Genomic DNA, 24,127 nt, shown 5'->3' with positions numbered 1-24,127 from the left:
TTTATGTGCCGGCCGGGGTCGCTTCCTGTGCTGATTCGCCCTCCGTGCTATCGTATCGGATGGCCGAAAAAATCATCATGCTCAGCGACGCACGCTCGCGCATTCCTGCTGTCCCTGCCCTGCTGGCGCTGCCCGACGGCCGGCTGGCCGACGCGCTCGCCCGTCCGCTGCAAGACCTGCGCATTTCCGTGACCGACCGCTGCAATTTCCGTTGTGTGTATTGCATGCCGAAGGAAGTGTTCGACAAGGATTACGCGTATTTGCCGCATGCAGCCCTGCTGTCGTTCGAGGAAATCACCCGCATGGCGCGCATCTTTATCGCCCACGGCGTCGAGAAAATCCGCCTGACCGGGGGCGAGCCGCTGCTGCGCAAAAACCTCGAAGAACTTGTCTCCATGCTGCGCGCGCTGCCGACCGCGAGCGGCCGCCCGCTCGACCTGACACTGACCACCAACGGCTCCCTGCTGGCGCGCAAGGCGCAAGTGCTGAAAGACGCTGGCCTGGACCGCGTCACCGTCTCGCTCGATGCAATGGACGATGCCACCTTCCGCAGCATGAACGACGTCGATTTTTCCGTCGCCGACGTGCTCGAGGGTATCGATGCGGCCCATGCCGCCGGCCTCGGGCCGATCAAGGTGAATATGGTGGTCAAGCGCGGCGTCAACGACGACCAGATCCTGCCGATGGCGCGCCATTTCAGGAACACGCCGTATGTGCTGCGTTTCATCGAGTACATGGACGTCGGCGCATCGAACGGCTGGAACATGATGGAGGTGGTGTCGTCCGGCGAAGTGGTCGAACGGATCGGCGCCGAAATGGCGCTCGAACCCATCGATCCGAATTACGTCGGTGAAACCGCCGCGCGCTGGCGCTATGCCGACGGCAGCGGCGAAATCGGCGTCATCTCCAGCGTCACGCAGGCCTTCTGCGCCGATTGTTCGCGCGCGCGCCTGTCGACCGAAGGCAAACTGTACACCTGCCTGTTCGCCTCGCGCGGGCACGACCTGCGCGCGCTGATGCGCGACGGCCGCAGCGATGCCGAACTGTCGAACGCGATTGCCGGCGTCTGGCACAAACGCGCCGACCGCTACTCCGAAACCCGCACCATTAACACCGACGGCCTGGTGCCGGGTGTGCGCAAGGTGGAAATGTCGTACATCGGCGGCTGAATTTGATGCCGACGCTTATGCAAACTATGGATGGACTGATCCTGGCCGGCGGGCGCGCCACACGCATGGGCCACGTGGACAAGGGCTTGCAACCGTTTCGCGGCGAGGCCATGGTGGCGGCCGTCATGGCGCGCCTCGCGCCCCAGGTCAAGCGCCTGGCAATCAGCGCCAACCGCAACCTCGACACCTACGCCGCGCTCGGCGTGCCGGTCTGGCCCGACGCGACCGGCGATTTCGCCGGCCCGCTGGCCGGACTGGAAGCGGGCATGCGCTGCTGCGCCGCACCGTTGCTATTGACCGCGCCGTGCGATTCGCCGTTCCTGCCGCTCGACCTGGCCGAACGGCTGCTGGCCGGCTTGACCGCACAGGATGCGGACATCGCCATCGCCGTCAGCGCCGACGGCCAGCGCCAGCCCGTGTTCTGCCTCGTCAAGACCAGTCTGCTGCCGGTGCTGCAAGCCTACCTTGCCGGCGGTGGCCGCAAGATGGGCGCCTGGTATGGCGACGCGAACGTCGCCGAAGTGGTGTTCGCCGACAGCGACGCGTTTCGCAATATCAATACCCTCGAGGAGCTGCGCGTGCATGAAGCGACCAGCATGCGCGACGTTGCCAGCTGTTTGGCGTCGTATGACCCCGAGGCGCTGGCGGTTCGCGACGCCCAGCAGCTGATCAAACGCTTCGTCACACCGGTCAATGCGGTCGAACGCGTGGCGCTGCGGGCGGCCCTGGGCCGCGTGCTGGCCGCCGATATCATCTCGCCGATCGACGTGCCGGCGCATGACAACTCGGCGATGGATGGCTACGCGCTGCGCGGCGCCGACCTGCTGCCCGATGCCGTCACCACGCTGACCGTCACCGGCACCGCATTCGCCGGGCGGCCGTACGCTGGCGCCGTGGCGCCGGGCCAGTGCATCCGCATCATGACCGGCGCGGTCATGCCCACCGGTTGCGACACGGTCGCGCCGCAGGAATGCGTGACGGTCGACGGCGCCACGGTGCGCCTCGCGCCCGGCGTCATCGGCGCGGGCGACAACCGCCGCTTCGCCGGCGAAGACCTGGCACGTGGCGGTGCAGCGCTCGCGCGCGGCAGGATCGTCCGTCCGGCCGACCTGGGCCTGATCGCCTCGCTCGGCATTGCCGAGGTCTCCGTGCAGCGGCGCCTGCGCGTGGCGTTTTTTTCGACCGGCGACGAACTGCGCTCGGTCGGCGAAGCGCTCGACGCCGGCTGCGTCTACGACAGCAACCGCTACACCATCTATGGCATGCTCGAGCGCCTCGGCTGCGACATCCTCGACATGGGCGTGGTGCGCGACGATCCGGCTGCATTGGAGGCCGCGTTGCGCGCGGCCTGCGAGAACGCCGACGCGATCATCACCTCCGGCGGCGTCTCGGTGGGCGCGGCCGATTACACGCGCGAGATCATGGCGCGCCTGGGCGACGTCACATTCTGGAAGATCGGCATGCGCCCGGGCCGCCCGCTCGCCTTCGGCAAGATCGCCTCGAACGGCCGTAGCGCCTTTCTGTTCGGGCTGCCCGGTAATCCGGTGGCCGTAATGGTCTCGTTCTACTTTTTTGCGCGCGCGGCGCTGCTGCAGATGATGGGTGCGGCCGCCGTCGTGCCGCCGCTGCTGCAGGCGATCTCCAGCGCGCCAATCCGCAAGAAAGCCGGCCGCACCGAATACCAGCGCGGCATCTTTTCGCTCAACGCCAGCGGCAGGACCGAGGTGCGCCTGACCGGCGCGCAGGGTTCGGGCATGTTGAGTTCGATGACACAGGCGAACTGCATCGTCGTGCTGCATGAAGAAACGGGCAATGTGGCCGCGGGCGCAATTGTGGATATTTTGCCGTTTGAAGGGCTGGTTTAGCAGTCAGCAATCGCACGAAGCTTTTTATCACCACTACCCTCAAAACCGTCATCCCGGGACGGTCTTTAAGACGCAGGAATTGACCTATTCCGCCGCATCATCCGCAGCCCCCAGCATCAACTGCGCCGCCTCGCTCGGCAACGCTTCAACTGATTTGAGTTTGCGCGCCATCTGACGACTGCGCACTTCGGCGTTCTCGATGTTTTTCGCTGCCCGCTCGAGCGTCATCTTGGTCGCGGCCAGCACGTCGCCGAACTTGCCGAATTCCGTTTTGACCGCACCGAGCACCTGCCACACTTCGGACGAGCGCTTTTCCAGCGCCAGCGTCCTGAAACCCATCTGCAGGCTGTTCAGGATCGCCGACAAGGTCGACGGCCCGGCAATCGTCACGCGCAGGGTGCGCTGCAGATCGTCGGCCAGGCCCGGACGGCGCATGACTTCTGCATATAAACCCTCCGTCGGCAGGAACAGGATCGCGAAATCGGTGGTCTGCGGCGGCGAGACATATTTTTCGCAGATGGTTTTGGCCTCGCTGCGCACGGCCCGTTCCAGCTCGGCGCCGAATTTGATCACGCCCTCGGCGTCGGCACGGTCGGCTGCGTCGAGCAGGCGCTCGTACTGCTCTTTCGGGAACTTGGCGTCGATCGGCAGCCACACCGGCTTGCCCCCATCAAGCTGCCCAGGCAGCTTGATGGCAAATTCGACGCGGGCGTTGGTGCCGGCCACCGTCTCGACGTTCTTGCCGTACTGGTCGACAGTGAGTACCTGCTCCAGCAACATCTCCAGCTGCACCTCGCCCCAGGTGCCGCGCGTCTTGACGTTGGTGAGCACCCGCTTCAGGTCACCGACGCCAATGGCCAGCTGCTGCATTTCGCCCAGCCCCTGGTGCACGCGCTCGAGTCGCTCCGACACCTGCTTGAACGATTCGGACAGGCGCGTCTCCAGGGTCGCATGCAGCTTTTCGTCGACGGTCTTGCGCATCTCTTCGAGGCGCTGGCCATTATCAAGCTGCAGGTCGCGGATCTTGTGTTCGAGCGTGGCGCGCACTTCCAGCATGCGCTGGGCGTTCGATTCGGTCATCGTGGCCAGGGCCTGGTTCAGCGAATCGGCCACGCGCTTCAAACTACGCGCCTGCTCGTCGCGGCCGACGGCTGCGTTCTCGCCAATCTGCTTGCGCATGGCGTCGAGGTGGCCGACGGTGGCGGCGTGGTACTGGGCCAGGCTGGCGGCAGTATCCTGGCGCGCAGTCTGGGCACCAAGCTGCATCTCGCGCCGCAGTTCGCGCTCGAGATGGTCGAAGGCAGCGGCGGAGTTGGCCCCCGTGCGTGCGCGCAGCAGGGCCAGCGCCTGCAGGACGATCACGACCAGGACCGCGCCGATGAGCAGATAGAAATGGGAGTCGGTCATCAGTCGGCCTTGTTGCGCATCCAGTCGGCGGTTTCATAGAACGACTGCATCAGGCGCAGTCTTAACGCCTCGTCCATGCCCACTTCGCCGGTCGCTTGCGCCATCGCGTGCAGCCACTGGTCGCGTTCTTTGGTGCCGATCGCATACGGCAGGTGGCGCGCGCGCAGGCGCGGGTGGCCGAATGCTTCGATATATAAATCGGGGCCACCCATCCAGCCGGACAGGAACATGAAAAGCTTGTCGCGCGAGCTGTCGTTGGGGACCGGGTGCATGGCGTGGATACCGGCGAAGTCAGCTTCCAGCTGCATGATGTCGTAAAAGCGGTCGACCAGTTCACGCAGGCGCGCAGCGCCGCCGATGGTGTCGTACAGGGTGGGAGTGTCAGGCATGCGGCATGATACCTCGTCCCCGCGAAGGCGGGGATCCATGGCAGGACTGCGCTGCATGACTGGCGGCTCTGTCGGGTTGATGATTAACGGCGGAATTTCCCTGGAAGAGCATTGTCCCGCTCAGACTGGACGGACCATTCCTGCCAGCGTAGAAAATTCGTCTGCGACCCACATCGCATCCGCGCCGTCAATCGCGAACTGGCCTTTGCGGATCATGTGGGCCAGCTCAATGCCGGCGAGAACGGAACCGGCGGCGCGAAATGATTTGAAATTTAGCATCGGCCTGGCCACCCGCCTAATGGCGCGGTAACCCTGTTCAACGATGTTGTTGAGATATATGGCCTTGTCGAAGAAGCGCTTCGCGGCGGGAAACGAATCGCCCACAGGTTGATCGATGAATCGTCGATCGGAAAACGCACACCTTTGAAGTTAACCATGTTGATTCGTCCTGGATTCGGGAACCGTAGTTTCCTCGACCGGCCCGCAGGCGTTCGCTAATGCGACAGAACCATTCCCTCTGTCTGACTACTGTTGTAACCAACCATCATTTCCCACGTATCTCTGAAATACATGTTCAATATATGCATTTAAACAATTATTTCTATTATGATATTTTCTTACATCAACGTATACCAAGAATATGTCAATAACGTTATCTAGTGCCCGCCGCCAAAAGCCGGTTGCATCGCTTATTATTTTGGCACTTATCACGCAAGGCTGCGCGCCCATGGCATCGCAGCCTGGACGAACGGGCGGCGCCCACCAGGCCGCGATCGACCCCTGCCTCGATGAGAGTCCGCAAAACGCCGGCGCAGTGCTGGGCGCGCTGGCGGGGGGCTTCGTCGCTAAAAAAGTATCGAACGGGAAGTATGCGGTGCCGTTCGGCGCGTTGCTGGGCGGCGCCATCGGCCACGCGATCGGCAAGGATGTGTCGCGGCGGCGGTGCGAGCTGGCCACGATCGCGAAAAAGCATGACCTGGAAATGCGCACGGTGGTGCTGCAGTTGCCCAAAGCTGGCCAGCAGAACGGCGCGAACGAGAATGCGGTGGGGATGTCGGCCAGTGTCGTCGACAAGGGCGGCGCCGCCGGCCAGTTCATGCCCAATTCCGATGTGCTGACCCCGACCGCGCGCGGTTACTTTGCCGATATTGCCGCCACTTACACGCCGAGGGCGCGCAGCCAAGGCATGGATGCGCAGGAGGCCGGTTCGCTCCAGAGCAGCAAGGTTCTGATTGTCGGCCACACGGACGACCACGAAGATACGCGCGCTGCGGCCGATCTTTCGGAGCGTCGCGCGCGCGCGGTCGCGAACGTGTTTCGGGATGCCGGCGTCCCCGAATCGTCCTTGTATTTCCAGGGCGCTGGCGAAACCTTGCCGGTCGCCGACAACAACAGCGCGGCCGGGCGGGCGTCCAACCGGCGCGTGGAAATTGTCGATGTCGCCAACGACAGCGTCATGTCCAGTTACCTTGCATCGCGGGTATCGGTGTCCAGCTATTTCCAGCCGGTGACCGAGGTGACTGCGGCCACCCCTGACAAGGATGGCGTGCGCCCGGGTACCGGCAGCGCAGGTGCATCGAAGAAAGTAGCGTCCGCCGCACCGGCACGCAGCAATGCCGGCGTCAAGCCATTGCCCAAGGTCGCCAGCAGCGCACCAGCGCCAGCCCGCGCCGCGGCGCCGGCGCCCAAAGCCCCGGCCGATACCCCGGCCCGGGTACTCGCGGGGGCAGCAGCGCCTTTACCCGCGCCCGCCAATGGCCTCGACCTGGGCGGCGTCAAATTCGATACCCGGCGCCATCAGGTGAACGTGGGCCAGGTACTGCGCAACGACGGTTTCAGTTTGCTGCCGCTGGCCATCGCCGACGAGATGCCGATGCGCTCCTGCGTCGACGATCGCGCGCGCGTGTCCCATTCCGTCAAATCGCTGCGCGGCGGCGCCGAATACAAGACCGGCGACTACCAGCCAGGCGCCTACGGAACATCGTGGGTGGGCACGGTCAACGGCAATTTGGTCAGCATGAATAATGTCGCGGTCATCCGCGCTGGCGGGCTGCCGGCGAGCAACCCGACGGTCCTGATTTTCAAGGATTTCAGCGAGAAAGGTGGTGTCACCCGCAAGCCAGATTTCACCATCGTCCCGGTCGTTAATACCTATACGGGCAGCCGCGGCACACTGTACCGCGTGTTCTTCGAGCAGGGTGCGCCCTTGCGCTGCATCGATGTCGTGCTGCCCGCGGCCGGACCGTTCAAGGCCGAGCAAGGCTATGTCTACCAGAGCCGCAATGCGCAACTGTTTGCGTCCGAATTCAAACCCGAGGTACCGCGTAGCCGATAAGGCCCGGGCGCTGTGTCGCGGCGGGCGGGCTTGCCCGCCGTATTTTTTCACTTAGGAGTGTTTCACATGTCTTTGATTTCCTCAGGGTTTGTTCTGTTGCTGGTCGTCGTATTCGGCGCGCTGGTCTGGTACAGCATCAACAATACTTTCCATGGCAAGCTGTTCTATTACCGCATGCTCAAGCTGCGCGCCATCAGCGGCAAGACCAGCACGAGCGCTGATGGCTGGACCAAGGCGGAAAACACGCTCGGCGGCGACTTCAAGAAATTCATTCCTGCGATGGATCGGGACGAATTCGACAATTCGAAAACATACCTCACCAAGGCAGGCGACCTCGGGCGCCAACCGCTGCCGTTCTGGCTGATGGCCGTCATCGGCATCCTGATCATCGCCGAGGGCCTGGGCTTTTCCTACCTCCTCGGCACGTTCATTGCGCCGGAAGGCACGGCGGACACCTATACGCTGTTGATGGTGGCGCTGGTCCTGGTGCTGTGCGTGGTACTGGGCATGATCATGCACGCCGCCGGCCATCAGCTGTACCGTACCCGCCTCATCGGTGCCGCCCGCGTCGACTGGCAGCAAACCAATGCACGCAACGACCGCCAGTTCAAGACCCACGAGGTCTCGCTGCACCAGCCGCAAACCATCGATGACGGCGAGATCGCCTGTACCCAGCTGGTCAATCGCGTGGGCGACAACGGCAAGTACACGATGGTCTACGTGGCGGTCTGCACCATCCTCGCGATTGCCGTGCTGTCGACGTTCATGCGCATGATGGCGCATGAGAAGACCGAGGCGCAAAACACGATGGGTACCCAAACCAGTGCCGACGTATCGAATCCATTTGGCGCAACCAGCCCGAACGGCTTGCCGGCGTCCGTGACGGCATCGAACGACAAGGCCAACGTCATTGCGGCCACGAGCGTGCATGACGCCGCCAAGTCGGAAGCGATGTCGGCGTTTATTATCCTCGCCGTGATTTTTGTCATTACCCAGATCGTTGCGATCTACGCCGGTTTCAAATGGGGTTTTGGCGGCAAGGAGAGTCCCGCTGCCTATAAACGGACACGTGGCTTTGCCAGCTGGACCGAAGTGAGGGAAGTGCGGGGCGCATTCGTCGAGCCGGTCGAAGAACTGATGACGGGCCTGCACGCCAAGTTCAGCGAAACCAACCGCAAGCTGACCATTCACAGTTTCAAGCAATACCTGGCCAAGACCGCCAGCGAAGCGGCGACGGACGACTATCCGCCTGCGGCCGTGGTGCCCGCAGCGGCACCAGCACAGATGCCAGCACCGGCTGCCGTGCCGGTCCCGGCCGCAGCGCCGCACGGTACCGTGCAGTCGCACCTGGATGCGCTCGACGCCCTGGGGGACAAAACCGAAAAAGAACAGTACGTTCTGAGCCTGGATGCGGCGACCCGTGCCGAGATCATTGCAGCCATCAAGGCGCGCCATCAACGCGATGCCGCCGCCAAGGAAGTCGAGGGCCTGTTTTGATGCGCCTGCCCGCTTTTGCCCTGTCCCTTGCACTGGCGCTCGTTGCCACCGGCCCGGCCCTGGCCCGCGATGGCGACGTCCCATCCTGCTATGCCGCCAATAAAATGGGGACCGCAGCGCCCGCGCCGTTGCGCTCGGTGTTCCTGCTGATTGACGAGACGACGCTGCTCAGTCCGGCTTTGCAGGCATCGGCCTGGCAAGCCGTGGCCCCGCAGATCGTCGCCGGCACCGAATTGACCGTGGTGCGCTTTTCCGCGTTTTCGCAGTCACGCTATACCAGCACGGTGTTTTCAGGTGTGCTGGAGCAGGGCGTGCCGGAATCCGAACGCCATGCCATCAGCGTCAAGAAATTGCGCCAGTTCGACGAATGCCTGGCCGGCCAGCGCGGCTTCGTCGTCAAAAAAATGCAGGCCGCGATGGCACAGGGGTTCGCCAGCGCCAGTGGCGACCTGGCCAAATCCGATGTCATCGCCGCCATGTCCGACGTGTCGGTTTCAGTACGTGCGGCCACCGCGCCCGAGAAGCTGGTGCTGGTCATTTCCGACATGCTGGAAAACTCGACCATCGCCTCGTTCTACGAGCGTAACGGCATGCGCAACATCGACCCCGCCGCCGAGATGGCGCGGGTGCGCAAGGCCAGCATGCTGGCCGACTTCGGCAATGCCCGGATCTGGGTCATGGGCGCAGGGCTGATCGCCAGCGACACCACTGGCCAGAAAGCGGTGTATCGGGATCCGATCCGCCTGAAAGCGCTGCAGGGTTTCTGGGCCGATTATTTCGCCCAGTCCAAGGGCAAGCTGGTCGACTTCGGTACGCCGGAACTGAAACAGTCCATTCGTTAAGGTTCGCCATCATCCTGTTCGGCAACGCCAGCGCCGCGGCGCCCGCCAGGCTGGGGCAGATTGAAGACGGCAGGTTCTGTCGCATTAGCGAACGCCGACCTGACTGAAAACCTGGTACGCCCAGGTGCTATGGCCCCCGCCTGCGCGGGGGTCAAGCCTCGCGCAAGGTCTGCAACGGCGCCTGCCTGAGCACCTGCCGCAACCCGAACCAGCCGCCAATCAGCGCGCAGACAATGCCGGCAACCAGGCCGGCCAGCCACACCGCCGGCTCGAACACCCACGGAAACTTGAACTGGTAAGTCGCCAGCGCCCACCCGAGTGCCGCCGCGCCGGAAGCCGCCAGCAGGCCGGCCAGCGCACCCACCATCACGAACTCGATCCGCTGCGACGTCGCCAACTGCTTCCTCGTCGCACCCAGCGCGCGCAACAAGGCCGACTCGCGCGTGCGCTCGGCTTGCGATCCCATCAGCGCCGCATACAGCACCAGCACGCCGGAGGCCAGCGTGAACAGGAACAGGAACTGCACCGCCATGACGACCTGGTCGAGCACATCCTGCAACTGGCGGATGATGCCACTGACATCGATCACGGTCAGGTTGGGGTAGGCGCGCGTGAGCGTGTTGGCGATATTGCCGTCTTTCCCACCAGGCGCGATATGAAACGCCGTCATCATCGTCTGCGGGGTGGCGGCCATCGCGGCCGGGTTGATGATGACAAAAAAGTTCGCCCGCATCGAGCCCCATTCGAGCTTGCGCAGGCTGGTCACCTTCGCGTCCACGATCGAGCCTGCGATATCGAAGCGCATCATGTCGCCCAGCTTCAGGCCGAGCGTTTTCGCCAGCCCCTGCTCCACCGATGCCTCGGCTACGCCAGGCCCGTCGACGAACCACTTGCCGGCGATGACCTCGTTATTGTCCTGCAGGTCGCGCATCGTCGACAGGTTGAATTCGCGCTCGGCCAGGCGGCGCGCATTCTCGTCCGGGTAGGTCGTGGCCGTGATGTCGGCGCCATTCACGCTGGTCAGGCGCCCGCGGATCATCGGATACAGCACCGGTGTTTTAACGCCCGCCGCGGCCAATTGCTGCGCCACTCCGGCCTGCTGGTCGGGCGAGATGTTGATCACGAAGCGGTTCGGCGCATCGGGCGGCGTGGCGCTTTGCCAGGCGCTCATCAGGTCACCGCGTACGACGGTGAGCAGCAGCAGCGCCATCAAGCCGAGCGCCAGCGAGACGATCTGCACGATGGTCGCGCCAGGGCGGCGCTGCAGCGACGTGATCGCGAAGCGCCAGCCCTGGTTGCGCACGCCACCGCGCACGCTTTTCAAGGCCAGCAGGGCCAGCCACGCGACCAGCGCGAACACGGCAAACGCGCCGAGGAAGCCGCCCGCCGTGGTCAAGGCCAGGCGCGTGTCGCCGGTCTGCCACAACAGCAAACCAAGGAAGGCCGCAACGCCGATGCCGTAGGTGACCACGGCCATCGGCTGCGGCGCCGCCTGCTCGCGCCGGATCACACGGTTGTGCGGCACATTGCGCAGCTGTAGCACGGGCGGCAATGCGAAGCCAACCAGCAGCAGCATGCCGGTGGCGATGCCCTGCAAGGCCGGCAGCGGCGAGACCGGCGGCAGGGAGGTGCCCATCAAATTTCCCACCAGTTCCAGCAGCACGAAGTGGGCGCCGAAGCCGACCAGCACACCGAGCACGGAGCCGGCCAGGCCGACGATGGCGAACTCGATCAAATACATCGCGCCCACCTGGTTTTGCGTCATGCCGAGACAGCGCAGCATGGCGCAGGCGTCCAGGTGGCGCTGCATGAAACGGCGCGCAGCCATCGCGACCGCCACCGCCGCCAGCATGGCCGACAGCAGGCCGACCAGTGACAGGAAGCGTCCCGCGCGGTCCAGTGTCGAGCGCATTTCGGGCCGGCCGTTTTCGAGCGACTCGATGCGCACGCCTTTGACGTTACCGCTCGCCAGGCGCGCCTTCAGCCACGCTTCGTAGCCATCGACTGCCGCGCGCTCGTTGGCATTGGGCGCGGCCACTTGCAGGCGGAAGGTGGCGCGCGCGCCGTTCACGGTCAGGCCGGTGGCGGCCAGGTCGTCGAGGGCCAGCATCACGCGCGGCGCGAAGTTGGCAAACGACGGGCCGCGATCGGGTTCGGCCGCGATCAGGCGCGCGATGACGAAACTGCTGTCGCCCATCTGCAGCGTCGCGCCAATTCTGGTTTTGAGTTTGTCGAGCAGGGCGGCGTCGATCCAGACCGTGCCGCGGGCCGGAATGGCGTCGGTGCCCTCCCCGCGCGCGTCCAGCGCCTGCGCCGTATCGGTGGTCACACGCACCGTGCCGCGCAAGGGATAACCGGGCGAGACGGCTTTCACGGACGCCAGCACCGCCTGCGAATCGTCGCCCGTGCCGGCTTGCGCCATGCTCGGGAACGTGACGGTATCGGCCAGCAGCAAGCCGCGCCGCTGCGCTTCCGCGCGCCACGCCGGCTGGATCGGTTCATCGGCGTTGACCAGCAAATCAGCGCCCAGCAGCTGGTGCGCGTCGCGTTCCAGGCCGGCGCGCATGCGGTCGATGAAGAAGCCGACCGCAGACAGGGCCGAGACGGCCACAATCAACGCAATGAGCAGGAAACGCAGCTCGCCGGCGCGCCAGTCGCGCGCTGTCATGCGCAGGGATTGCAGCAGCATCAGGCCGCCTCGGCGAAGAACGCGTCCACCTCGTCGAGCCACACGCGTTTGCGCTCGTCGTCGACAAAGGATGCATTGAAACTGTTACGCGCCAGCGTGCGCGCGTGCGCGCGGGTCAACGGCAGCGCCTCGAAGGCCGCGATGAAATTGTCGTTGATATAGCCGCCGAAATACGCCGGGTCGTCCGAATTGACGGTGGCCACCAGCCTGGCGTCGAGCAGTTCGAGCAGGTTATGGCCCGCCATGTCGCCAAACACGCGCAGCTTGATGTTCGACAGCGGGCACACCGTCAGCGCCATCTGTTCGCGCACCAGGCGCGCCACCAGATTGGCGTCGTCCAGGCAGCGCACGCCATGGTCGATACGTTCGACCTGCAGCACGTCCAGCGCGCTCTCGATATAGGCTGGCGGTCCTTCTTCGCCGGCATGCGCGACCAGGCGCAAATCGAGCTGGCGGGCGCGTTCGAACACGCGCGCAAATTTTTCCGGCGGGTTGCCCACTTCGGACGAATCGAGGCCCACGCCCAGCAGGCGGGCGCGATGCGGCAGCGCTTCTTCCAGTGTGGCAATGGCTTCTTCTTCAGACAGGTGGCGCAGGAAACACAGGATCAGGCCGGTGCTGACCGGGCTGTCCTGGCAAGCGCGCCAGATGCCGTCGATGACGGTGGCGATCGGCACGCCGCGCGCTGTATGGGTTTGCGGATCGAAAAAGATTTCAGCGTGACGCACATTGTCCTGCTCGGCCCGGCGCAGGTAAGCGGCGGTCATGTCGTAGAAATCCTGCTCGGCCAGCAGCACGCTGGCGCCCGCATAATAAATGTCGAGGAACGACTGGAGATCACTGAAAGCGTAGGCGGCACGCAACGCTTCGACCGAGTCGTAAGGCAGCGTGACACTGTTGCGTTGCGCTAGCGCAAAAATTAGTTCCGGCTCGAGCGAGCCTTCAATGTGAATGTGCAACTCGGCTTTGGGCATGCCAGTTACAAGCTGACGCAATTGCTCGTCGTGCATGATGTTTCTCCGCGAAAAATGGTGGTGTGCAGGGGATGGCAAGCAGTGTAGCGCATGCGCCGCTCCCTCTCATTTCACCGGGAAAGAAACGCAGTGGCGGATCAGGCGCAGGGCGCTTTTTGACGCAAAATGCATCAGAAAACATACTGGATGAGCTCGTATAAAGGCTGAAAACCGCGTTGTAAATGTGGTTAAAAGGTCGTTGAAAATTTGCTTATTTAAGTCAAATTTTTAAATAAAATCAAACACTTATACCCCCTACACGGCTGACGTGACATTGCTTTGACATCGTCCGGCAATAGGGACATAATAAATTTCACGAACGTAATTAGCCGTTCTCAGCGTACACCAAGACCGGATCTCATCCGGCATCAATCAAGAACATCGCATCCGTGCCGCAGCGCCACCCTCCCGGCGTGAACCACGGGAAACGCGAGCCCGAGAAGGCGGATTGCCACGCCCGGGGCCAGGCGTCGCCGCAAGCGCGACTGCCACTCAACATCAGTTTTCTGCATGCACATTAAAGGACATTTACATGACCATTTTTGACAACTACGCAGCCCGCTATGAGCGCACCCGGGAAGAGGAGTATTCGCTGTCGGAATACCTCGCACTGTGCAAAAAAGATCCCCTGACCTATGCCACCGCGCCCGACCGCATGCTGGCCGCCATCGGCGAGCCAAAAGTGGTCGACACACGCCAGGATCCGCGCCTGTCACGCATCTTCGCCAACAAGGTGATCAAGATCTACCCGGCGTTCCGCGAGTTTTATGGCATGGAAGAAGTGATCGAGCAGGTCGTCTCGTATTTTCGCCACGCGGCGCAAGGCCTGGAAGAGCGCAAGCAGATCCTGTATTTGCTCGGTCCGGTGGGCGGCGGCAAATCGTCGATTGCCGAGAAACTCAAGTCGCTGATGGAGCACGTGCCGTTTTATGCGATCAAGGGTTCGCCCGTCAATGAATCGCCACTCGGCCTGTTCAACGAGGCGGAAGATGGCGTCATCCTGGAAGAGGATTACGGTATTCCGCGGCGCTTTTTGCGCAGCATTCCCAGTCCGTGGGCAGTCAAGCGCCTGCACGAATTCAATGGCGACATCAACCAGTTCCGCGTGGTAAGGCGCTATCCGTCGATCCTCAAGCAGGTCGCCATTTCCAAGACCGAGCCGGGCGACGAAAACAATCAGGATATATCTTCTTTGGTCGGCAAGGTCGATATCCGCAAGCTGGAAGACTACGCGCAGGATGATCCGGATGCGTACAGCTATTCGGGTGGCCTGTGCCTGGCCAACCAGGGCCTGATGGAATTTGTCGAAATGTTCAAGGCGCCCATCAAGGTGCTGCACCCGCTGCTGACGGCCACGCAGGAAGGCAACTACAAGGGTACCGAAGGTTTTGGCGCCATTCCCTTCGAAGGCATTATTCTCGCGCACTCGAACGAATCGGAATGGAAAACCTTCCGCAACAACCGCAATAACGAAGCGTTCCTGGACAGGATTTATATCGTCAAGGTGCCCTACTGCCTGCGTGTGAACGATGAAATAAAGATTTACGACAAACTGCTGCGCAACTCGTCGCTGGAACAGGCGCCGTGCGCGCCCGGCACCCTGAAAATGATGGCGCAGTTCGCCATCCTGTCGCGCCTGAAAGACCCGGAAAACTCAAGCATTTTCTCGAAGATGCTGGTGTACGACGGCGAAAACCTGAAAGACACCGACCCGAAAGCCAAGTCGATGCACGAGTATGTCGATTACGCCGGCGTCGACGAAGGCATGAACGGTTTGTCGACGCGCTTCGCGTTCAAGATTTTGTCGAAAGTGTTCAACTTCGATACCACCGAAGTGGCGGCCAATCCGGTGCACCTGCTATACGTGCTGGAGCAGCAGATCGAGCGCGAGCAATTTCCGCCCGAAGTCGAACAGCGCTATTTCTCGTATATCAAGGAACACCTGGCGCAGCGCTACGTCGATTTCATTGGCAAGGAAATCCAGACGGCCTACCTCGAAAGCTATTCCGAGTATGGCCAGAATATTTTCGACCGCTACGTCACGTTTGCCGACTTCTGGATCCAGGACCAGGAATTCCGCGATCCGGACACGGGCGAGAGTTTCGACCGCGAGTCGCTCAACAGCGAACTGGAAAAAATCGAGAAACCGGCCGGCATCTCGAACCCGAAGGATTTCCGCAACGAGATCGTGAATTTCGGCCTGCGCGCACGGGCAACGAATGGCGGCAAGAATCCGGCCTGGACCAGCTACGAAAAATTCCGCACCGTCATCGAGAAGAAAATGTTCTCGAACACGGAGGAACTGTTGCCCGTGATTTCGTTCAATGCCAAGGCCAGTGCGGAAGATGCCAACAAGCACGCCGACTTCGTGGCGCGCATGGTCGAAAAAGGCTACACGGCCAAGCAAGTGCGGCTGCTGTGCGAGTGGTACCTGCGCGTGCGCAAGTCATCGTGACGGGGGTGTGGGCGCGCCACGCGTGCCGCCCACATTTTTGAACGTCGTATTAAGATAGTGGTACCGGACCCGCAGGATCTTTCCGCAGGAGGCATGTTTTGACTTACCTCATCGACCGACGCTTGCAGGGCAAGAACAAGTCAGCGATTAACCGCGAACGCTTTCTGCGCCGCTACAAGGGCCAGATCAAGGACGCGGTGGGGCGCGCGATCAAGGGCCGCTCGATCACCGACATCGAAAACGGCGAAAAGGTCGCTATTCCCGTCAAGGATGTGAACGAACCAAACTTTGGCCACGCCCACGGCGGGGTGTGGGAAACCGTCAATCCCGGCAACCGCGAATACCAAAAGGGTGACCAGTTCAACCGTCCGCGCGGCGGTGGCGGCACCGGCCGCGGCAAGGCCGGCAACAGCGATCAGCCCAGCGAAGACGATTTCATTTTCGAGCTGTCGCGCGAAGAATTCATGAACTATTTCTTCGAAGATCTCGAGCTGCCGAATATGGTGAAAACCCAGCTGGCGCAGGCGATCGATTTCAAGCAGCAGCGCGCCGGCTACAATATGTCGGGCACCCCTTCGAATATCCATGTACTGCGCTCGCTGCGCGGTGCGCTGGGCCGGCGCATCGCCGTCGGCGGCGGTTCGCGCAAGGCACTGCTGCACGCCGAGCGCGAATTGCTGGCCTTGCTGGAAGACGCTGTCCCGCTCGACGATACACGTGTCGTCGCGCTGAAAAAAACCATCCACCATCTGCACACGAAGCTGCTGGCCATCCCGTTCCTCGATCCCTTTGACCTGCGCTATACCAACCGCATCAAGGTGCCGAAACCGACCACGCAGGCGGTCATGTTCTGCGTGATGGACGTGTCCGGTTCCATGGACGAAAGCCGCAAGGATACGGCCAAGCGTTTCTTCATCTTGCTGTACCTGTTCCTGAAACGCGCCTACGAAAAAATCGACGTGGTGTTTATCCGCCATCACACCGCCGCGGCCGAAGTCGACGAGAACGACTTTTTTCATTCGCGCGAATCAGGTGGCACGGTGGTCTCCTCCGCCCTGCACCTGTTGCAAAAAATCATCGCCGAACGCTACAGCAGCGGCGAGTGGAACAGCTACGTGGCGCAGGCATCCGACGGCGACAACTGGGACAACGATTCGGTGCTGTGCAAGCAACTGCTCAACAACACCATCATGCCGGCGGTGCAGTACTACACCTACGTCGAAATCACCGATGGCCCGCCACAAAACCTGTGGGAGCAGTACATGGAAGTGGCGGACCATCACCAGAATTTTGCGATGCAAAAGATCGTCACGCCGGCCGACATCTATCCGGTGTTCCGCGAACTATTCAAAAAGCAAGTCAAATAGCGAGGCAGTCCCATGCCAAGAGATCCCAACCATCCGCGCGCCCTGCCCGAGCAGTCGGAATGGACGTTCGAGCTGATCGAGCAAATTCACGAAGAAATCCGCCGCGTGGCGCGCGACTTCGGCCTCGATACTTATCCCAACCAGCTCGAGATCATCGGCGCCGAGCAAATGATGGATGCCTACGCATCGGTCGGCATGCCGGTGTCTTATAACCACTGGTCGTTCGGCAAGCATTTTCTCTCGACCGAAAAGAGCTACAAGCGCGGTCAGATGGGCCTGGCCTACGAAATCGTTATCAACTCCAATCCGTGCATCGCCTACCTGATGGAGGAGAACAGCCTGACCATGCAGGCACTGGTCATTGCGCACGCCGCCTACGGGCACAACTCCTTCTTCAAGGGCAATTATCTATTTCGCACTTGGACCGATGCCGAGGCCATCGTCGACTATATGGTGTTCGCCAAGAATTACATTGCTGAATGCGAGCAGCGGCACGGTATCGATGCGGTGGAGCTCCTGCTCGATTCCTGCCATGCGCTGCAGAACTACGGCGTCGACCGCTACAAGCGTCCCGCCAAGCTGTCGCTGGTCCAGGAAACCGCGCGCCAGAAGGAGCGCGAAGAGTATGCCCAATCCCAGGTGAACGCATTGTGGCGCACGGTGCCACGCCGCGATGAAGAGGAGGCACTGGTCGCGGCCAAGCGGTTCCCGCCGGAGCCCGAAGAAAACCTGCTGTACTTCATTGAAAAATATGCACCGCTGCTGGAGCCGTGGCAGCGCGAACTGGTGCGCATCACGCGCAAAATTTCCCAGTACTTTTATCCGCAGCGCCAGACCCAGGTCATGAATGAAGGATGGGCCACGTTCTGGCACTACACCATCTTGCAGGAGCTCTACAAGGAAGGCATTGTCGGCGACGGCTTCATGCTGGAGTTCCTCCAGAGCCACACCAACGTCGTGTACCAGCCGCCCGCCACCAGCCCCAACTACAACGGTATCAACCCGTATGCGCTGGGCTTCGCCATGATGAGCGACATCCGGCGCATCTGCGAAGAACCGACCGACGAAGACCGCGAATGGTTCCCGGACATGGCAGGCACCGACTGGCGCCGCGCACTTGACTTTGCAATGCGTAATTTCAAAGATGAAAGTTTTATTGCTCAGTACTTATCACCCAAACTGATCCGCGATTTCCATTTTTTCGCCGTACTCGACGACGACCGCAGCGACAAGCTCACCGTCTCCGCCATCCACGATGAGCGCGGCTACCGCTATGTGCGCCAGCAACTCGCCGACCAATACAACCTGGGCAACCGCGAGCCCAACATTCAAGTCTGGCAAGTTAACACCCGCGACGACCGTGCCTTGGCCCTGCGCCACACCCAGTTCCAGCGTCGTCCCTTGAACCAGCAAGCCCAGGAAGTGCTGAAGCACGTGGCGCGCTTGTGGGGTTTCGACGTCCGCCTGGAAACGGTCGATGGAACAGGGAAACTTATAAGTAGTCTGGAGTGCCGTCGCGAAAAACGCAGCCATTGAGGAACTTGGCGCCGTTCGGTTTCCCGTATGGAAAATTCATGCCTGATTGCCACGTTTAGCGTGAAAATCAGGCTTTTTTTCGTTCACTTCCAAAAATTTACGGTGGCCGCGCAGACGGTTCTGCACCAAAAAAGCGCAGAACTTGCGCAATCGGACGCCACGTGCGGCCCGGATGTGGTTATAGTTAGCGCAAGCCGGCGGGGTTTGTACAAAGTTAATCTTAGAAAAACCTTAACTAAGCAAAATTTGGTAAAAGCCATGCTGGCCAGTATCTTCCACAGTCTGAACAAAGTGCCTGCTTGAACACGAGTACTGGCAGTTTTTGAACGGCGATTGAGGCTTGTACAGACGGCTTGTTGAACGCCCTTTTTTCGGGCTTTTTACAAGCGAAAACGCCCCTTTTACGGGCGTAAAAATGTATGTGCAAAAAAGAATTCGTAGGTATAATTCGCCGATGTCCCGGATGCGGCCTGGTATTCGTCGTGTTTAGTGGGTTTAGTAGCAACAAAAGAGTTGGTATTGGAGAAAGCAGGCATGGATTTTTCGCATGAGAAGCAACCCGGGAAAAATTGGACTGGTATTGCCATTGTCATCATCTTGCACGTCATCGTCGCCTACGGGATCGTTACCGGTCTTGGCAAGCGCATGGTGACCAAGATGGCGGAAGCAGTGGAGACCAAGATTATTGAAGAGGTAAAACCTCCCCCACCACCGGATGTGCCGCCCCCACCTCCTCCACCAGAGATGAAGGCGCCACCGCCACCGTTCATTCCGCCGGTCGAGGTGCAAGTTCAGCAACCGCCGCCGCCACAAAACGTGATCGCTGCGACAACGAGTGTGAAACCTGACACCCGCGTCCTGGCACCGCCAGCACCACCGGCTCCGCCGGCACCGGCAGCGGCACCGGCAGGTCCATCGCGGGTGAACGCAGTGGTCGACTTCAGCACCTGCAGCACGCCGGAATATCCGAAGGCAGCACAGCGCAACGAAGAAACCGGTACGACCACCCTGTCGTTCCTGATCGGTACGGACGGCACGGTAAAAGATTCGAAGATGCAAAAATCGAGTGGCTCACGCGATCTCGATCGGGCAGCACAATCTGCACTGGCAAAGTGCAAATTCAAGCCTGCAATCGTCGATGGCAAACCAACGGAAACCTGGTCACCAGTTGCTTACGTCTGGACGCTGCAATAAACCGAGGCAACACACCTCGTCTCTTGTGTGAAATTCGTTGTCTAACTTTGTTCAGCGAACTGAATATTTTCTAATTTTGGAGGAAGCATGTTTAAGAATACCCGTTTGTCCGCTGTCCTGGCGGCAGTCCTGTTCTCGGTAACCGCAGCTGGCGCGCTGGTTTCGACTCCAGCTTTCGCTGACGCTCCGGCTTCCGCCGCAGCGACCGCACCAGCAGCTGACGCGGCCGCCGCGCCAGCACCAGCAGCTGCCGACGCAGCAGCGCCGGCAGCACCAGCAGCCGTTGCGCCTGGCGCCAAAGAAGAAGTTGAAAACCCATTCGGCTTCTCGGCTGTCTGGGACGGCGGTTTCGTGCCACGTGCAACGCTGATCATCCTGGCCCTGATGTCGATGGGTTCGTGGTACATCATCATCACCAAGTTCATCGACCAGATGAAAATCTTCAAACAGTCGAAAGAAGCCACTGCCAAGTTCTGGAAGTCGCCATCGATCGCTGCCGGCTCGGCAGCGCTGAAAGAAGGCAGCCCGTTCCGCTTCATCGCTGAAACCGGCACCAAGGCTACCCAGCACCACGACGGCGCCCTGCTCGAGCAGATCGACCTGTCGACCTGGGTAACGATGTCGATCCAGCGCGCTGTTGACAAAGTTCAATCGCGTCTGCAAGACGGCCTGTCGTTCCTGGCAACCGTTGGTTCGACCGCACCGTTTATCGGTCTGTTCGGTACCGTTTGGGGTATCTACGGCGCGCTGACCAACATCGGTATGACCGGTAACGCATCGATCGACAAAGTTGCTGGTCCAGTTGGTGAAGCACTGATCATGACCGCCTTCGGTCTGTTCGTCGCTGTTCCTGCTGTTCTGGGTTACAACTGGTTGGTACGTCGTAACAAGTCGGCCATGGAAGATGTCCGTTCGTTCAGCGCTGACGTGCACTCGGTTTTGATCTCGGGCGCCATGTCGACGAGCGAAGCTGGCCGCGCTGCCGGCGCCAAAAAGATTGGATAAATCATGTCGATGAGTGTCGGCTCCGATAACGGAGAAGAAGATGCAGTCATGTCAGAAATCAACACGACGCCGCTCGTCGACATCATGTTGGTTCTGCTGATCATCTTCCTGATCACCAGCCCGGTTGTGCTCAAACTGCAGAAGATTCAACTGCCGAGCGAGACCAACCAGGCGGTGAAAACCAAGCCTGAAGACGTCAATATCGTGGTCAACAAAGACGGCGATATGTACTGGAATCAGAAACGCCTGGCGAACACGGACGAATTGTTCGAGTTCCTGAAGAAAGAGTCAGTCAAGTTGCCGCAGCCGGAAGTACACATTCGTGGCGACCAAGAAACGCGCTACGAGTTCATCGGCAAGGTGATTTACACGGCACAACGTGCTGGGGTGCAGAAGGTCGGTTTCATCACCGAACCGCCTGACAAGGGTTAATTCTCTTCTGCCGGGTTGGGGACAAGTCCCTGCCCCGGCAGCCACCTCAACATTTGAAAGGAAACACCATGAGTATGAACGTCGGTTCGGGTTCCGCCAGCAGCAATGCTGATCCGGAACCAATGATGGAAATGAACATGACACCCTTGATCGACGTGATGTTGGTCTTGATTATCATGTTGATTATCACCATCCCGAAACAGAACCACTCGGTCAATCTGAACATGCCAGTTGGCACGCCGCCACCGAAAACGACCGAACCAGTGGTTGTTACGATCGACGTTGACTTCGATGGCACGATCACCTGGGACGGCGCGATCGTTCCAGACCGCGCAACGCTGGAGCAGAAGCTCTCCGCAGTGGCTGCCCAGGCAGACCAGCCGGAAGTTCATCTGCGTCCTAACAAGCTGGTGGCCTATAAATCGGTTGCTGGTGTGATGGCGTCGGCGCAGCGTCTCGGCGTCACCAAAATTGGTATGGTTGGTAACGAGCAGTTTCAATAAAATCACATTAGTGTGACGACACGGCAGGGTTTCCCCTGCCGTGTCCATTTTGAAGAAAGATTTCTGACAATGTCCAAATTCCGTATCGCACACCTCGGCTTCGTGATGGCCGCTCTTGGTTTCACCGCTGCTACCCCCCTGGTCGGCTTGTCCTCCGCTTACGCCGCAGAAGCCCTGCGCCCGGAAGTCGGCAAGCCGCTGCAAGAAGCGCAAGCACTGATGAAACAAGGCAAGTCGAAAGACGCACTGGCAAAACTGCGCGATGCTGACAAAGTGTCGAACAAGACCCCGAACGAGGCTTACCTGATCGAGCGCGTCCGCGCCGCAGCCGCCTCTTCCGCCGGCGACTACGATACTGCCGCCAAGTCCTTTGAAGCGCTGATCGCTTCCGGCAAACTGTCGGCGGCTGAACGTGCAAACTTCTCCGAAGGCTTGATCGGCATTTACATGCGTGCCAAAGAATTCGGCAAAGCCAACGAAGCGATCAATCGCCAGCTGAAAAACGGCGATGATCCGAAGCTGCGCGCTTACCTGATCCAGAATTACTATCAGAGCGGCAACCTGACCGGCGCTGAGAACGAACTGAACAACATGCAAAAGGGCGGCCGTACGCTGTCCGAAGACAATCTCGGCATGCTGGCGAACATCTACCTGAAAAAGAATGACAAGGTCGGATACGTCAACACCATCGAGAAGCTGGCTGCCAGCTATCCGAAAGCCAGCTATTGGACCGACCTGCTCAACCGCGTGGTTGGCAAACCAGGTTTCTCGTCGCGCCTGAACGTCGACGTGCTGCGCTTGAAACTGGCCAACAACCTGATCAAGAAGCCGAGCGACTACCTGGAACTGGCCCAACTGGTCATCCAGGCCAAAGCACCTGCTGAAGCCCTGAAAATCATCGACAAGGGTTACAAAGCTGGTTCCCTGGGTGTCGGTGCAGAAGCTGCGCGTCACCAGCGCTTGAAAGATCTGGCCGAGAAGACCCTGGCAGAAGACAACAAGAACCTGGCAGTCAACGAAGCTGCGCTGCTCAAGGCCGCCGACAACGACGGCCTGGTCGCAATGGGCTACGGCCTGGTGCAAGCTGGTCAGTCCGACAAAGGTCTGAAGATGATGGAAGCGGCGATCAAAGCCGGCAACCTGCGCAATCCTGAAGATGCCAAACTGCACCTCGGCCAGGCTTACGCGGTCGCCGGCAAAAAGGCGCAAGCCATCTCGACGCTCAAAGGCGTGGGCGGCAAGGACGGTACGGCTGAACTGGCACGCTACTGGATCATGGCCATCAACCACCCAATGGGCTGATTTTCATCAGTTATATTGATTGGCAAAAACGCCGCCCCTTGAAGGGCGGCGTTTTTTATTGGCCACGAGACTCCCTGTATAATCTGGTATTTCGGCCAAGCCACAGATTGTCTCCATGAAGGTTTTTCGCGGTCTTCCCAACGACCGGGCGCGCGCCCCGTGCGCCCTTACGATCGGCAACTTCGACGGTGTCCACCGCGGCCACCAGGCATTGCTCGCGCGCGTCGTCAAGGCGGCCAGCGAACTGCAACTGGAAGCGGCGGTGATGACGTTCGAACCGCATCCGCGCGAATTTTTTGCCGCCCGCAGCGGCGACCTGTCGCGCGCGCCCACACGCATCGCCAACCTGCGCGACAAGCTGGAATCGCTGTCGAGCGCCGGCATCGACCGCGTTATTGTCGAACACTTCAACGAGCAATTCGCATCGATGTCGCCGCAAGACTTCACAAAACGTGTGCTGGTCGACGGCCTGCACGTGAAGTGGTTAATGGTCGGCGAAGACTTCTGCTACGGCGCCCGGCGCGCCGGCAACGTGCAGATGCTGGCCGAAGCGGGCCGCGAATACGGCTTCCACGTCGAAACACTGCCCGCCGTGATGCACGACGCCACCCGCATCTCGTCGTCGGCCGTGCGCAGCGCGCTGGGCGCCGGCGATTTCGCGCGCACCGGCGACCTGCTCGGCCATCCCTACGCCATCTCGGGCCACGTGATCCATGGCCAGAAGCTGGGCCGCACGCTGGGTTTCCCGACGCTCAATTTACGTGTCACGCATCGCCCTGCCCTGGCCGGGATCTTCGTGGTCCTGGTCCACGGCCTCGACGCTGTACCGATGCCGGCCGTCGCCAGCCTGGGCAAGCGCCCCACCGTCGACGACAGCGGCCGCATGCTGCTCGAGGTGCACCTGCTCGACGTGGCCCGGTCCTGCTACGGCCAGCTGGTGCGTGTCGAATTCCTCGAAAAGCTGCGCGACGAAGAAAAATACGATGGCCTCGCGGCCCTCACCGCCGCCATCAACCACGATGCCGACCAGGCGCGTGCCTATTTCAAGCTGCCGCGGCGCGTCGAAGTTGTTGAAGGCGAACGCGCGGCGGCCTTGTCCGCCACCGACCGAATTTGACGCTGTTCCG

Annotated in this window: 18 protein-coding genes and 1 pseudogene; 14 read left to right on the top strand and 5 right to left on the bottom strand. The window is 60.9% G+C overall.

Going from position 1 to position 24,127, the window contains the following annotated elements:
• The first annotated feature begins 59 nt into the window (after window positions 1–59).
• Window positions 60–1,169, top strand: coding sequence for a GTP 3',8-cyclase MoaA (gene moaA / locus V6M87_RS19505; RefSeq protein WP_332878318.1), 1,110 nt, complete (start codon window positions 60–62; stop codon window positions 1,167–1,169).
• A 17-nt stretch (window positions 1,170–1,186) separates the two neighbouring features.
• Window positions 1,187–3,034, top strand: a complete 1,848-nt coding sequence (moeA, locus tag V6M87_RS19500; RefSeq protein WP_332878317.1) for a molybdopterin molybdotransferase MoeA — start codon at window positions 1,187–1,189, stop codon at window positions 3,032–3,034.
• Between the two features lie 84 nt (window positions 3,035–3,118).
• Here the strand turns inward: moeA and V6M87_RS19495 are convergent, their stop codons facing one another.
• The 3 genes and pseudogenes from V6M87_RS19495 to V6M87_RS19485 all read right to left on the bottom strand — a co-directional run.
• Entirely contained in the window at window positions 3,119–4,441 is a 1,323-nt protein-coding gene (locus V6M87_RS19495) for a DNA recombination protein RmuC (RefSeq protein ID WP_332878316.1), read from the bottom strand.
• Window positions 4,441–4,830, bottom strand: coding sequence for a group II truncated hemoglobin (locus V6M87_RS19490; RefSeq protein ID WP_332878315.1), 390 nt, complete (start codon window positions 4,828–4,830; stop codon window positions 4,441–4,443). The genes V6M87_RS19495 and V6M87_RS19490 overlap by 1 nt, the downstream gene beginning before the upstream one ends.
• Before the next feature lie 120 nt (window positions 4,831–4,950).
• Window positions 4,951–5,166 (bottom strand): annotated as a pseudogene (locus V6M87_RS19485) (DDE-type integrase/transposase/recombinase); the annotation flags it as partial.
• A 391-nt stretch (window positions 5,167–5,557) separates the two neighbouring features.
• Between V6M87_RS19485 and V6M87_RS19480 the strand changes: the two are divergent.
• The 3 genes from V6M87_RS19480 (at window position 5,558) to V6M87_RS19470 (ending at window position 9,504) form a co-directional block, all read left to right on the top strand.
• Window positions 5,558–7,165 carry an OmpA family protein gene (locus V6M87_RS19480; RefSeq protein ID WP_332878314.1) on the top strand — a complete coding sequence of 536 codons (1,608 nt, stop codon included), beginning with the start codon at window positions 5,558–5,560 and terminating at the stop codon, window positions 7,163–7,165.
• Between the two features lie 66 nt (window positions 7,166–7,231).
• Window positions 7,232–8,662, top strand: a complete 1,431-nt coding sequence (locus tag V6M87_RS19475; RefSeq protein ID WP_332878313.1) for a hypothetical protein — start codon at window positions 7,232–7,234, stop codon at window positions 8,660–8,662.
• On the top strand, window positions 8,662–9,504 hold the full coding sequence (locus V6M87_RS19470) for a hypothetical protein (RefSeq protein ID WP_332878312.1): 843 nt from the start codon (window positions 8,662–8,664) through the stop codon (window positions 9,502–9,504). The genes V6M87_RS19475 and V6M87_RS19470 overlap by 1 nt, the downstream gene beginning before the upstream one ends.
• 151 nt (window positions 9,505–9,655) lie before the next feature.
• On the opposite strand, the gene V6M87_RS19465 is transcribed toward V6M87_RS19470, so the two are convergent.
• Both V6M87_RS19465 and V6M87_RS19460 read right to left on the bottom strand, forming a co-directional pair.
• Complete coding sequence (locus V6M87_RS19465; RefSeq protein ID WP_332878311.1) at window positions 9,656–12,193, bottom strand: ABC transporter permease; 2,538 nt, start codon at window positions 12,191–12,193, stop codon at window positions 9,656–9,658.
• Window positions 12,193–13,203 (bottom strand): adenosine deaminase, encoded by a 1,011-nt coding sequence (locus V6M87_RS19460; RefSeq protein WP_332878310.1) that lies wholly within the window; start codon window positions 13,201–13,203, stop codon window positions 12,193–12,195. Before V6M87_RS19460 ends, V6M87_RS19465 begins: the two co-directional genes overlap by 1 nt.
• Before the next feature lie 535 nt (window positions 13,204–13,738).
• Between V6M87_RS19460 and V6M87_RS19455 the strand changes: the two genes are divergently transcribed.
• The 9 genes from V6M87_RS19455 to V6M87_RS19415 all read left to right on the top strand — a co-directional run bounded on the left by V6M87_RS19455 (window position 13,739) and on the right by V6M87_RS19415 (window position 24,117).
• Window positions 13,739–15,661, top strand: a complete 1,923-nt coding sequence (locus tag V6M87_RS19455) for a PrkA family serine protein kinase (RefSeq protein WP_332878309.1) — start codon at window positions 13,739–13,741, stop codon at window positions 15,659–15,661.
• Between the two features lie 98 nt (window positions 15,662–15,759).
• Window positions 15,760–17,028, top strand: coding sequence for a YeaH/YhbH family protein (locus tag V6M87_RS19450; protein ID WP_332878308.1), 1,269 nt, complete (start codon window positions 15,760–15,762; stop codon window positions 17,026–17,028).
• A 12-nt stretch (window positions 17,029–17,040) separates the two neighbouring features.
• Window positions 17,041–18,564, top strand: a complete 1,524-nt coding sequence (locus V6M87_RS19445) for a SpoVR family protein (protein WP_332878307.1) — start codon at window positions 17,041–17,043, stop codon at window positions 18,562–18,564.
• Window positions 18,565–19,098: 534 nt separating this feature from the next.
• Window positions 19,099–19,758 (top strand): energy transducer TonB, encoded by a 660-nt coding sequence (locus V6M87_RS19440; protein WP_332878306.1) that lies wholly within the window; start codon window positions 19,099–19,101, stop codon window positions 19,756–19,758.
• Window positions 19,759–19,845: 87 nt separating this feature from the next.
• Window positions 19,846–20,763, top strand: coding sequence for a MotA/TolQ/ExbB proton channel family protein (locus V6M87_RS19435; RefSeq protein ID WP_332878305.1), 918 nt, complete (start codon window positions 19,846–19,848; stop codon window positions 20,761–20,763).
• Between the two features lie 3 nt (window positions 20,764–20,766).
• Window positions 20,767–21,195 (top strand): ExbD/TolR family protein, encoded by a 429-nt coding sequence (locus V6M87_RS19430; protein ID WP_332878304.1) that lies wholly within the window; start codon window positions 20,767–20,769, stop codon window positions 21,193–21,195.
• A gap of 68 nt (window positions 21,196–21,263) precedes the next feature.
• Window positions 21,264–21,698, top strand: coding sequence for an ExbD/TolR family protein (locus tag V6M87_RS19425; protein WP_332878303.1), 435 nt, complete (start codon window positions 21,264–21,266; stop codon window positions 21,696–21,698).
• 69 nt (window positions 21,699–21,767) lie between these two features.
• A complete protein-coding gene (locus V6M87_RS19420) occupies window positions 21,768–23,000 on the top strand; it encodes a tetratricopeptide repeat protein (RefSeq protein ID WP_332878302.1) in 1,233 nt (410 codons plus the stop codon).
• 115 nt (window positions 23,001–23,115) lie between these two features.
• Window positions 23,116–24,117, top strand: coding sequence for a bifunctional riboflavin kinase/FAD synthetase (locus tag V6M87_RS19415; RefSeq protein WP_332878301.1), 1,002 nt, complete (start codon window positions 23,116–23,118; stop codon window positions 24,115–24,117).
• The last annotated feature ends 10 nt before the right edge of the window (window positions 24,118–24,127 follow it).

Source organism: Massilia sp. S19_KUP03_FR1 (assembly GCF_036688685.1).
GTDB lineage: Bacteria > Pseudomonadota > Gammaproteobacteria > Burkholderiales > Burkholderiaceae_D > JALYUM01.
This window is presented reverse-complemented; position numbering and strand designations above follow the sequence as displayed.

What these genes read in the sequence shown, in the direction of transcription:
- V6M87_RS19470 (WP_332878312.1), top strand. Translation starts at nt 8,662, where the DNA reads ATGCGCCTGCCCGCTTTTGCCCTGTCCCTTGCACTGGCGCTCGTTGCC.
- V6M87_RS19430 (WP_332878304.1), top strand. Translation starts at nt 20,767, where the DNA reads ATGTCGATGAGTGTCGGCTCCGATAACGGAGAAGAAGATGCAGTCATG.
- V6M87_RS19490 (WP_332878315.1), bottom strand. Translation starts at nt 4,830, where the DNA reads ATGCCTGACACTCCCACCCTGTACGACACCATCGGCGGCGCTGCGCGC.
- V6M87_RS19460 (WP_332878310.1), bottom strand. Translation starts at nt 13,203, where the DNA reads ATGCACGACGAGCAATTGCGTCAGCTTGTAACTGGCATGCCCAAAGCC.
- moaA (WP_332878318.1), top strand. Translation starts at nt 60, where the DNA reads ATGGCCGAAAAAATCATCATGCTCAGCGACGCACGCTCGCGCATTCCT.
- V6M87_RS19440 (WP_332878306.1), top strand. Translation starts at nt 19,099, where the DNA reads ATGGATTTTTCGCATGAGAAGCAACCCGGGAAAAATTGGACTGGTATT.
- V6M87_RS19480 (WP_332878314.1), top strand. Translation starts at nt 5,558, where the DNA reads ATGGCATCGCAGCCTGGACGAACGGGCGGCGCCCACCAGGCCGCGATC.
- V6M87_RS19445 (WP_332878307.1), top strand. Translation starts at nt 17,041, where the DNA reads ATGCCAAGAGATCCCAACCATCCGCGCGCCCTGCCCGAGCAGTCGGAA.
- V6M87_RS19435 (WP_332878305.1), top strand. Translation starts at nt 19,846, where the DNA reads ATGTTTAAGAATACCCGTTTGTCCGCTGTCCTGGCGGCAGTCCTGTTC.
- V6M87_RS19415 (WP_332878301.1), top strand. Translation starts at nt 23,116, where the DNA reads ATGAAGGTTTTTCGCGGTCTTCCCAACGACCGGGCGCGCGCCCCGTGC.
- moeA (WP_332878317.1), top strand. Translation starts at nt 1,187, where the DNA reads ATGCAAACTATGGATGGACTGATCCTGGCCGGCGGGCGCGCCACACGC.
- V6M87_RS19420 (WP_332878302.1), top strand. Translation starts at nt 21,768, where the DNA reads ATGTCCAAATTCCGTATCGCACACCTCGGCTTCGTGATGGCCGCTCTT.
- V6M87_RS19475 (WP_332878313.1), top strand. Translation starts at nt 7,232, where the DNA reads ATGTCTTTGATTTCCTCAGGGTTTGTTCTGTTGCTGGTCGTCGTATTC.
- V6M87_RS19455 (WP_332878309.1), top strand. Translation starts at nt 13,739, where the DNA reads ATGACCATTTTTGACAACTACGCAGCCCGCTATGAGCGCACCCGGGAA.
- V6M87_RS19425 (WP_332878303.1), top strand. Translation starts at nt 21,264, where the DNA reads ATGAGTATGAACGTCGGTTCGGGTTCCGCCAGCAGCAATGCTGATCCG.
- V6M87_RS19465 (WP_332878311.1), bottom strand. Translation starts at nt 12,193, where the DNA reads ATGCTGCTGCAATCCCTGCGCATGACAGCGCGCGACTGGCGCGCCGGC.
- V6M87_RS19495 (WP_332878316.1), bottom strand. Translation starts at nt 4,441, where the DNA reads ATGACCGACTCCCATTTCTATCTGCTCATCGGCGCGGTCCTGGTCGTG.